The following is a 9,531-nucleotide window of genomic DNA, read 5'->3' on the forward strand; positions in this document are numbered from 1 at the left end:
TCCCCCTTATTTCACTTTTTCTTTTTCATGCGGCAAAACGGTATCCGGATAGATATTCGTCGGGTATTCCCCTGTGAAACACGCCAAGCAATGGCCGCATTTCGAACCTGGGTCCGTCCGTCCGATATTCTGCACCATGCCGTCGACCGACAGGAACGTCAGCGAATCTGCGCCGATGATCTGGCGCATTTCTTCGACTGTGTTATTCGCTGCAATCAATTCGCCGGCAGTTGAGATATCAATGCCGTAGAAACACGGGTTTTTGATCGGCGGTGAAGAAATGACCACATGCACTTCCGTCGCTCCCGCTTCTTTCAATAAATTCACGATGCGGCGTGAAGTCGTGCCGCGGACAATCGAATCATCCACCATGATGACGCGCTTGCCTTTGACAACTTGGCGCACCGGAGAGAGTTTCATTTTAACGCCTTGTTCGCGCAAGTCCTGTGAAGGCTGGATGAATGTCCGGCCGACATAGCGGTTCTTGATCAAGCCCAATTCATACGGAATGCCGCTTTGCTCTGAATAGCCGATGGCTGCGGAAATACTGGAATCCGGAACGCCTGTTACAACGTCCGCATCGATCTGTACTTCTTTCGCCAGCTGTTTGCCCAGGCGTTTGCGGGCAGAATGGACATTGATGCCATCGATATCGGAATCCGGACGAGAAAAGTAGACATATTCCATCGTACAAATCGAACGTTCTTCCGGATAAGCAAAACGCTCAGCGCGCAAACCGTCATCATTGACGATCAAAAATTCGCCCGGTTCAACCGATTGGACGTGCTCCGCTCCGACGATGTCGAATGCACACGTTTCGGATGCAACAACCCAGGCATCGCCTAGTTTGCCGATTGATAACGGGCGCAGGCCATTCGGGTCGAGTGCGATATACATCGCTTCTTCCGTCAAGATGACACAGGCAAAAGCTCCTTTTAATAACGACAAGGCATTTTTCGCTTTTTCTTCGAACGATTCGAAACCGCTGCGCTTGATTAAATGCGCCAGTACTTCGGTATCGGACGTTGTCTGAAAAATGCTGCCTTGGCGCTCTAAATGGCTTTTCAAATGGTTCGCGTTGACCAAATTGCCATTATGCGAAATCGCCAAGCTGCCAGTTGTCGAATTGAAAAGCAGCGGCTGGACATTTTCAATGCCGCTGCCGCCGGCTGTCGCGTAGCGCACATGGCCAATTGCAGCATTGCCGGCAATTTTCTCGATCTTTTCAGGCGAAAAGACTTCACTGACCATGCCTTCGCCTTTTAACGCTTTTAACGAACTGCCATCTGTCGAGACGATCCCTGCACCTTCTTGGCCTCTATGCTGCAAAGCATGAAGCCCGTAATAAGTGAGCTGGGTCGCATTGGGATGGCCCCAAATTCCAAAGACTCCGCATTCTTCGTTTAAGCTTCTGATTTCAGCAAGCATGGGATTGCTCCTTTCCAAGCTGAGCGAAGCGTTTCGACCGAATCATTGATCCATGCCGTACCGTCTTCGCCCTTGATCACCAGGTTCGTGTCTCCTGTGACTGTTCCGATTTTCTTGGCGCCAGTGACGGTTTCTTCGAACGATTGTGCATTTTCCGGTGAAACGGTAAGGATGAAACGGGATTGGGATTCGCTGAACAACGCGGTTGTCGGCGAACCAGTCAATGCGACTTCCAGGCCAAGCCCTTTGCCGAATGCTTTTTCAGCAAGCGCTACTGCCACGCCCCCTTCAGCAACGTCATGCGCAGAAGCCACAAGCCCTTGGCGGATAGCGGACAAGATCTGCTGCTGGCGTTCTGCTTCGACAACAAGATCGATTGCCGGTGCTTTGCCGAAAATGCGTCCTTCGACCATTTTCTGCAGCTCGCTGCCGCCGAATTCCGTGAAGCTTTCGCCAATCAGGTACACTAAGTCGCCGGCTTTTTTGGCGTCTTGCGTCGTCACATGCTTCAGGTCTTCCACTAAACCGACCAAACCGATTGTCGGCGTCGGGTAGATTGCTGTGCCGTTTGTTTCATTATATAAAGAGACGTTGCCGCCGATTACAGGTGCATCTAAGATTGTGCAGGCTTCAGACATGCCGTCTGCCGCCTTTTCCAGCTGCCAGAAGATTTCAGGCTTTTCAGGATTCCCGAAATTCAGGCAATCCGTGATCGCCAGCGGTTTCGCGCCGGACACGACAACATTGCGCGCTGCTTCCGCAACTGCGATTTTGCCGCCCGTTTCCGGATCCAGGTAGATATAGCGTGAATTGCAATCCGTCGTCATCGCCAAGCCTTTGTTCGTGCCGCGCACGCGGATAACTGCAGCGTCCGAGCCCGGGCTAACCACTGTGCTCGTGCGCACTTGGTGGTCGTATTGATCGTAGACCCATTCTTTCGAAGCAATCGTCGGCTGCTGCAATAAATTCACTAACGCGTCGCTGTAGTTGTCCACTTTCGGTTCAACGTTTTCCAGCTGCTGGTATTCAGTGAAATAAGCAGGCACGCTCGATGGCTTGTGGTAAACAGGGGCGTCTTCAGCTAGCGCATCAACCGGCACTTCCGCGACAACTTTCCCTTTATGCACTAAACGCAAAGTCGAATCGTCTGTTACTGTACCGACTGTCACAGCGTCCAAACCGTACTTCTCGAAAAGCTCGACGATTTCCGGTTCGCGGCCTTTTTTCACGACGATCAACATGCGCTCTTGGGATTCTGACAACATCATTTCGTACGCTGTCATTCCTTTTTCGCGCTGTGGCACGTGGTCAAGATCCATCTCGATGCCAGATCCTGCTTTTGAAGCCATTTCTGCTGAAGATGATGTGAGTCCAGCCGCTCCCATGTCTTGGATGCCGACAAGTGCATCGGATTTCACCAATTCCAGGCAAGCTTCAAGCAGCAGTTTTTCCATGAACGGATCCCCTACTTGTACAGCCGGGCGTTTTTCTTCAGATGCGTCTGTCAATTCCTCGGAAGCGAAAGTCGCGCCGTGGATGCCGTCGCGCCCTGTTTTGGCACCGACGTACATGACCGGATTGCCGACGCCGGAAGCGACGCCTTTTTGGATGTCTTTGTGATCGATCAAGCCGACGCACATGGCGTTGACCAGTGGATTGCCTTCGTAGCAAGCGTCAAACTGAACTTCTCCGCCAACGGTCGGGATGCCGATGCAATTGCCATAGCCGGCGATGCCCGCTACCACTTCTTCAAACAGATACTTCACACGCGGTGTCGTCAATTCGCCGAAACGCAGCGAGTTGAGCATCGCAATCGGGCGTGCGCCCATCGAGAAAACATCGCGGATAATGCCGCCGACGCCAGTTGCCGCCCCTTGGTAAGGTTCGATAGCTGAAGGGTGGTTATGCGATTCCATTTTGAAGACGACTGCCTGGCCATCGCCGATGTCGACGATGCCTGCGCCTTCGCCTGGCCCTTGCAGCACGCGCGGTGCTTTTGTCGGGAATTTGGCTAAGACAGGCTTCGAATTCTTATAAGAACAATGCTCAGACCACATAACAGAAAACAAGCCGGTTTCCGTGTAATTCGGCGTTCTGCCGAGAATCGTTTCCACCATTTCGAATTCTGCATCGGACAAGCCCATCTGCTGATATATTTTCTGTTCTTTGATTTGTTCAGTATTTGGTTCAAGCATGAGTGACATGTGATTCCCTCCACTGTTTTACGATTGATCTAAATAATCCCAATCCGTCGCTGCCGCCGATCAAATCGGAAACTGCCCGCTCCGGATGCGGCATCATGCCCAGCACGTTGCCTTGCTCATTGATGATTCCCGCAATATTGTTGCGGCTTCCATTAAAATCATCTTCGTAAGTGAAGACGATTTGATTATTCGCTTTTAATTTTTCATACGTCTCATCGTCGCAGTAATAATTTCCTTCGCCATGAGCGATTGGAATTCTGATTTCTTGGCCTTGTGTGTATTGGTTCGTGAACATCGTATGCGCGTTCTCCACTTTCAAACCGACCGTGTGGCACATGAACTTCAAGTTTTTATTGCGCAGAAGCACGCCAGGCAAAAGCCCCGCTTCTGTCAAAATCTGAAAGCCGTTGCAAATGCCGAGAACCGGTTTACCGGCTTCAGCCGCTTTTTTCACTTCGCCCATGATCGCCGAGGTTTGTGCAATCGCGCCGCAGCGCAAGTAATCGCCGTAAGAAAATCCGCCCGGCAATAAAATCCCGTCGTATTTGCTCAAATCGGTCGAATCATGCCAAACGTATTCTGCTTCTTCACCAAGTTCATCCTTGACCGCGTGGTACATATCCAAATCACAATTGGAACCAGGAAATACGATTACTGCGAATTTCATTGTGAGACAGCCTCCTCGATTTCGAAACGGTAATCCTCGATTACCGTATTCGTCAATAACCTATGGCACATTTCGTTGACCAACGCGTCGATATCTTTTTCGCCATCTGCAATCATCAGCTCCAAGTACTTGCCGATCCGAACATCTTCCACTTGGCCGTAGCCCATTTTATGAAGTGATCCCATTACTGCCGAGCCTTGTGGATCCAAAACACTTTCACGCAAAGTGACGTAGATTTTTACTTTTTTCATGAATGTTGTCCTCCCAGTTTGGATAAAATGAGTTCATACGCATCTGTCAAGTTGCCGAGGTCACGGCGAAATACATCTTTATCGAGTTTCTGTTTGGTTTCCATGTCCCATAAGCGGCACGTATCCGGAGAAATTTCATCCGCCAGCAAAATCGCACCGTTGTCGTCCCGGCCGAATTCAATTTTGAAATCGATCAGCTGCACCCCAACTTCTTTGAAAAACTGGATCAGCACTTCGTTTACTTTCAATGCTTTTTCCCGAAGCTCCAGCACTTCCTGCGGCGTTGCAAGCCCAAGGAGCTGAATATGGTCTTCAGTGATCAACGGATCGCCCAGTGCGTCATCTTTATAATAGAATTCAACGACCGGCTGTTTGAGGACGGTGCCTTCTTCAAGCCCTAGGCGTTTTGCCATGCTGCCAGCCACTACGTTCCGCGCCACCACTTCAATTGGAATGATGGACACTTGGCGTACCAACTGTTCGTGGTCAGACAATTGCTTGACGAAGTGGGAAGCGATTCCCGCCGTCTGCAATTTTTCAAAAAGCAGTGATGTGATTTTATTGTTCAGCATGCCTTTGCCGGCGATTTCAGCTTTCTTTTCGCCGTTGAACGCAGTCGCCGAGTCTTTGTATTCCACCCATAAAATGCCTTGTTCATCTGTTGCGTACAAGCGTTTTGCTTTGCCTTCGTACAATAGCTGACCTTTTTCCATGTTCAAAGCCCCCGTTTAGTTTAATCCAAGTCGGTTGAAAATCATGTCCACTTGCTGCAAATGATGGTTGTAATCGAAGCAATCGTCCAGCTCTTCTTTAGACAGCTGAGAAGTGATTGCGTCGTTCGCTTCAACGATTGTACGGAAATGCGTCTGGTTTTCCCACGCTTCCATCGCACAAGGTTGGACCGTATCGTAAGCCGCTTCGCGGGCCATGCCTTTGTCGATCAACGCCAGCAGCACACGCTGCGAATAAATCAAACCAAGTGTCGAATCCATATTGCGTTTCATGTTTTCCGGGAACACCGTCAAATTCTTCACGATGTTCGAAAAACGGTTCAGCATATAATTCAATGCGATTGTAGCATCCGGCAAAATCACACGCTCTGCAGATGAATGCGAGATGTCGCGTTCGTGCCAAAGCGAGACGTTTTCGTAAGCTGTAATCATATAGCCGCGAATCAAGCGTGCAAGTCCGGTCATATTTTCAGAACCGATCGGATTGCGTTTATGCGGCATTGCCGAAGAACCTTTTTGCCCTTTGGCGAAAAACTCTTCCACTTCGCGCGTTTCCGATTTTTGCAGGCCGCGGATTTCCGTCGCGAATTTCTCGATTGAAGAACCGATCAATGCCAGTGTACTCATGTACTGTGCATGGCGGTCACGCTGTAAAGTTTGTGTGGAAATCGGCGAAGCTGCTAAACCGAGCTGCTTGCAGACATACGCTTCAACAAAAGGATCGATGTTGGCATACGTGCCGACAGCGCCGGACATTTTGCCTGTCTCGATTGATGCTGCAGCCGCTTCAAAACGTTCCAGGTTGCGTTTCATTTCCTCGTGCCATAAAGCCAATTTCAAACCGAATGTCGTCGGCTCCGCGTGCACACCATGCGTCCGGCCCATCATGACCGTCATTTTATGCTCTTTTGCTTTATTTGCCAGGATTTCAATGAAGTTTTCCAAGTCTTTGCGGATGATCACATTCGCTTGTTTGATCAAGTAAGATAGCGCTGTATCCACGACGTCCGTCGAAGTCAGGCCATAATGCACCCATTTACGCTCTTCGCCAAGCGTTTCTGAAACCGCTCGAGTGAATGCCACAACATCGTGGCGGGTCTCTTCTTCGATTTCCAAAATCCGGTCTACTGAAAACGAGGCGTTCTGACGGATTTTTGCAACATCCTCTTTTGGAATATCCCCGATTTCTGCCCAAGCCTCGCAAGCCAAAATTTCAACTTCCAGCCAAGCATTATAACGGTTTTCTTCTGTCCAAATCGCGCCCATTTCAGGTCGTGTATAACGTGCTATCATAATCCATTTCCTCCAATTATTCCGGCCAAATGCCGGATTCGTCTATTTCCTTCAATGTTGCTTCTAAGTTATCGGTCAAAATGGTCACATGCCCCATCTTCCGTTTATGCTTCGCTTCGTCTTTGCCGTATAGATGAATCGACCAATTCGGATAGCGCGCTATTCTCGTTGTCAGAGGCGCAACATGCTCGCCGAGCACATTGACCATCACCGTATCCGACCACAGCTTCGGCTTTCTTAGCGGCCAACCGCAGATTGCCCGGATGTGCTGATGAAACTGTGAGATATTGGTTCCTTCTATTGAATAATGACCTGAGTTGTGCGGACGCGGCGCCAATTCATTGACCAGAATCTCCCCGCTTTCAAGCACGAACATCTCGACGGCCAAAGTTCCGACCATGTCCAGATGGCCCGCAATTTTTTCAGCCGCTTCTTGGGCCTTGCTGATTGTTGCATCTGCTACCCTGGCCGGAACAATTGTTTCGTGCAGGATGTGGTGCTTGTGGATGTTCTCGCCGATCGGCAAGGTTGCTGTTTCACCATGTACGTTGCGCTGGATGATCACCGAAATCTCTTTCGTGAAATCGATGAATGCTTCAGCTACACAGGCACCGCTCGCAAACAACGGCTCCGCAAGCGGCAGCTCCTCAGCAGAAGCAATCGTCTGTTGGCCTTTGCCGTCGTAACCGCCAGTCGCTGTTTTCACAACAAACGGATAAGCTAATTCCCCGCTTTTCTCGACCAGCTCCGCATAATTCTCAGCCGTGATGTAATTGGCAATCGGAACACCCGCAGCTTGGATCGCCTGCTTTTCGAATATCCGGTTTTGCGTAATGCGGATCAATTCAGCTCCTTGAGGAATATAAGCGAGTTCCATCAATTTTTCCAATGCACTGGCATCGATATTTTCAAATTCATATGTGATGACATCACTTGCTTCCGCCAATTCCTCTAATGCTTGAAAATCGTTGAAAGGTGCGATGATTTCGATGTCTGCAACTTGCCCGGTCGGTGAATCCATTCCCGGGTCAAGCACTGCGATTTTAAAACCGGCTTCTTTGGCGGCCAAAGCCATCATGCGCCCTAATTGTCCTCCACCGATAATGCCGATTGTCTGTCCTGGCAAGATTGTTTTCGTCATATGAGATCACCTGTGCTTTTCAGGACTTCATCATGCGTCCGGTCTCTCCGGTCTTGAAGTGCTTTTGCAGCCTCCGGATCCACCGTGCCTAAAATCTGCGCCGCCAGCAATCCGGCATTTATCGCTCCCGCTTTACCGATCGCCACAGTGGCAACCGGAACACCGCCTGGCATTTGGACGATTGACAGCAGCGAATCCAATCCGTTCAAAGCTTTTGACTGGACCGGAACACCAATTACCGGCAAAGTCGTTTTCGCAGCGACCATTCCTGGCAAATGGGCGGCTCCGCCTGCCCCAGCAATAATCACATGCAACCCGCGAGTTCTTGCTTCTTCCGCATAGGAAAACATCAAATCCGGTGTCCGATGAGCGGAAATCACCTTTTTCTCGTAACTGATACGCAATTCATCCAATACATCGCATGCATGTTTCATTGTTTCCCAATCGCTTGAACTTCCCATAATGACGCCGATTCGCGGATTCATATAAATACCTCTCCTTTAAACAGATAAAAGCCCTCAAATAAACTGCTCACATGACGTGAAAAGCAGTTTACTTAAGGGCTTGTTGATTATGAACGAATTTAAAAATGATGGCATGAAATCGCACATCCTTCGCCAAGTCTCCGTAAGTTGCTTTCCCGCATAGTCCAGACATTCCGGTGTCCTGGTAGAAACGCAGAGGCCAATTCCTCTGCATATATGGGGTATCCTCAATAATCATAACAAGATAACTGAAACGAGTCAATCCTAAAGTCGAACGATTGCTTGGTGTAATTTTAAATTGTTCGGTTTTATCTATTGTATTTTGCTATTCTGTTATCCATGATCCTTTAAACTTAACAATTTGCCTAATCGGCACTGGTTTGCCATTGATTTCCTCGAAAAGAGGTTCTTCTTTGCGCCCAACTGCAGCGTAGCCTTGTTCTTTCATCCGTTCGAGGCAATCAGTGATCGTTTCGTCTTCGCGGAGTTCGAACCATACAGTCTTTTTATTCATTTAAATAACTTCCCTTTCCGTACCGACTTGACCCAGAAGCCGCCGTGAATATTTTTCGGTTCATAGGACATCATGAACGCTTTGGGGTCAATTTCCTTGATGGTGTCGTAAAGTCTCGTTTCCATCTTCCGAGGCGTGAGGATTTGCATGGTTTGGCGGCCGCCATCTCTGCCGGTGGCCTCCCAGTTGGTAACACCATACCCTTTTTCACGCAGAATATTGGACAGGAAATTGCTTTCTTGCATTGTCGTGACATTGACCATAATATAGCCCAACGCCATTTTCTCTTCGATCTTCGAACCGACAATTACGCCTGAGCCGTAGCCAAGCGCATATGCGACAAGGTTTTGAAGTTGGTCCAAGTTATCAAGCACCAATCCCAAACCGACAATGTAAATGACAGTTTCAAACATGCTGATGAATGCTGCAAAATACCGATGGCCTTTTAAAGTGAGGATTATGCGGATTGTCGAAATTGAAACGTATATGACATTTATCATAAAGATGATAAAGATCATCAGCCAAGGGTTAAAATCCAATTGCCCCATCCTTTCTAAATACTTATTAAAGATTTATGTTTCATACTATTAGAATTTATTGGCGAATGCAAGACTGAAGTTCAGTTTTTCCCTTTTTCAGAAAAGACTTAATGTTTTTGTAATAAAGGAAATCTAAAAAGTACTTGTAGCAGTTACTAGCTTTTCAGCAGCATTTGGCTTTTTTGGGTGAAATGACAATAATATAGAAGGTTTTCGTTTTATTATGCTTCATTTTGAATGGAGCACGGGGATCCGGATCGTGTCCGGACGCACAAAAA

Annotated in this window: 10 protein-coding genes and 1 riboswitch; all 10 genes read right to left on the minus strand. The window is 48.6% G+C overall.

What is annotated here, in order from left to right; all coding sequences use genetic code 11:
- Positions 1-6: 6 nt before the first annotated feature.
- Positions 7-1,428, minus strand: coding sequence for an amidophosphoribosyltransferase (gene purF / locus EGV91_RS16925; RefSeq protein ID WP_135505810.1), 1,422 nt, complete (start codon positions 1,426-1,428; stop codon positions 7-9).
- Entirely contained in the window at positions 1,404-3,632 is a 2,229-nt protein-coding gene (purL, locus tag EGV91_RS16930; protein WP_135505812.1) for a phosphoribosylformylglycinamidine synthase subunit PurL, read from the minus strand. The genes purF and purL overlap by 25 nt, the downstream gene beginning before the upstream one ends.
- The gene (purQ, locus tag EGV91_RS16935; RefSeq protein WP_135505814.1) at positions 3,616-4,299 is read right to left on the minus strand and encodes a phosphoribosylformylglycinamidine synthase subunit PurQ; all 684 of its coding nucleotides are present in this window, start codon (positions 4,297-4,299) and stop codon (positions 3,616-3,618) included. The genes purL and purQ overlap by 17 nt, the downstream gene beginning before the upstream one ends.
- Entirely contained in the window at positions 4,296-4,550 is a 255-nt protein-coding gene (purS, locus tag EGV91_RS16940) for a phosphoribosylformylglycinamidine synthase subunit PurS (protein WP_135505816.1), read from the minus strand. Before purS ends, purQ begins: the two co-directional genes overlap by 4 nt.
- A complete protein-coding gene (gene purC, locus EGV91_RS16945; protein WP_135505818.1) occupies positions 4,547-5,263 on the minus strand; it encodes a phosphoribosylaminoimidazolesuccinocarboxamide synthase in 717 nt (238 codons plus the stop codon). The genes purS and purC overlap by 4 nt, the downstream gene beginning before the upstream one ends.
- Positions 5,264-5,278: 15 nt before the next feature.
- Positions 5,279-6,574, minus strand: a complete 1,296-nt coding sequence (gene purB / locus EGV91_RS16950; RefSeq protein WP_135505820.1) for an adenylosuccinate lyase — start codon at positions 6,572-6,574, stop codon at positions 5,279-5,281.
- Between the two features lie 16 nt (positions 6,575-6,590).
- Entirely contained in the window at positions 6,591-7,715 is a 1,125-nt protein-coding gene (gene purK, locus EGV91_RS16955; RefSeq protein WP_135505822.1) for a 5-(carboxyamino)imidazole ribonucleotide synthase, read from the minus strand.
- Entirely contained in the window at positions 7,712-8,200 is a 489-nt protein-coding gene (gene purE / locus EGV91_RS16960; RefSeq protein WP_135505824.1) for a 5-(carboxyamino)imidazole ribonucleotide mutase, read from the minus strand. The genes purK and purE overlap by 4 nt, the downstream gene beginning before the upstream one ends.
- A gap of 140 nt (positions 8,201-8,340) precedes the next feature.
- A riboswitch (purine riboswitch) is annotated at positions 8,341-8,440 on the minus strand.
- An 85-nt stretch (positions 8,441-8,525) separates the two neighbouring features.
- Complete coding sequence (locus EGV91_RS16965; protein WP_135505826.1) at positions 8,526-8,714, minus strand: NETI motif-containing protein; 189 nt, start codon at positions 8,712-8,714, stop codon at positions 8,526-8,528.
- Positions 8,711-9,253 (minus strand): DUF2179 domain-containing protein, encoded by a 543-nt coding sequence (locus tag EGV91_RS16970; protein ID WP_241666213.1) that lies wholly within the window; start codon positions 9,251-9,253, stop codon positions 8,711-8,713. Before EGV91_RS16970 ends, EGV91_RS16965 begins: the two co-directional genes overlap by 4 nt.
- Between the last annotated feature and the right edge of the window lie 278 nt (positions 9,254-9,531).

The organism is Planococcus koreensis, assembly GCF_004761975.1.
Lineage (GTDB): Bacteria > Bacillota > Bacilli > Bacillales_A > Planococcaceae > Planococcus > Planococcus koreensis.

Excerpts from the sequence above, each read along its gene's own strand:
- purF (WP_135505810.1), bottom strand. The coding sequence starts at position 1,428 with ATGCTTGCTGAAATCAGAAGCTTAAACGAAGAATGCGGAGTCTTTGGA.
- purL (WP_135505812.1), bottom strand. The coding sequence starts at position 3,632 with ATGTCACTCATGCTTGAACCAAATACTGAACAAATCAAAGAACAGAAA.
- purQ (WP_135505814.1), bottom strand. The coding sequence starts at position 4,299 with ATGAAATTCGCAGTAATCGTATTTCCTGGTTCCAATTGTGATTTGGAT.
- purS (WP_135505816.1), bottom strand. The coding sequence starts at position 4,550 with ATGAAAAAAGTAAAAATCTACGTCACTTTGCGTGAAAGTGTTTTGGAT.
- purC (WP_135505818.1), bottom strand. The coding sequence starts at position 5,263 with ATGGAAAAAGGTCAGCTATTGTACGAAGGCAAAGCAAAACGCTTGTAC.
- purB (WP_135505820.1), bottom strand. The coding sequence starts at position 6,574 with ATGATAGCACGTTATACACGACCTGAAATGGGCGCGATTTGGACAGAA.
- purK (WP_135505822.1), bottom strand. The coding sequence starts at position 7,715 with ATGACGAAAACAATCTTGCCAGGACAGACAATCGGCATTATCGGTGGA.
- purE (WP_135505824.1), bottom strand. The coding sequence starts at position 8,200 with ATGAATCCGCGAATCGGCGTCATTATGGGAAGTTCAAGCGATTGGGAA.
- EGV91_RS16965 (WP_135505826.1), bottom strand. The coding sequence starts at position 8,714 with ATGAATAAAAAGACTGTATGGTTCGAACTCCGCGAAGACGAAACGATC.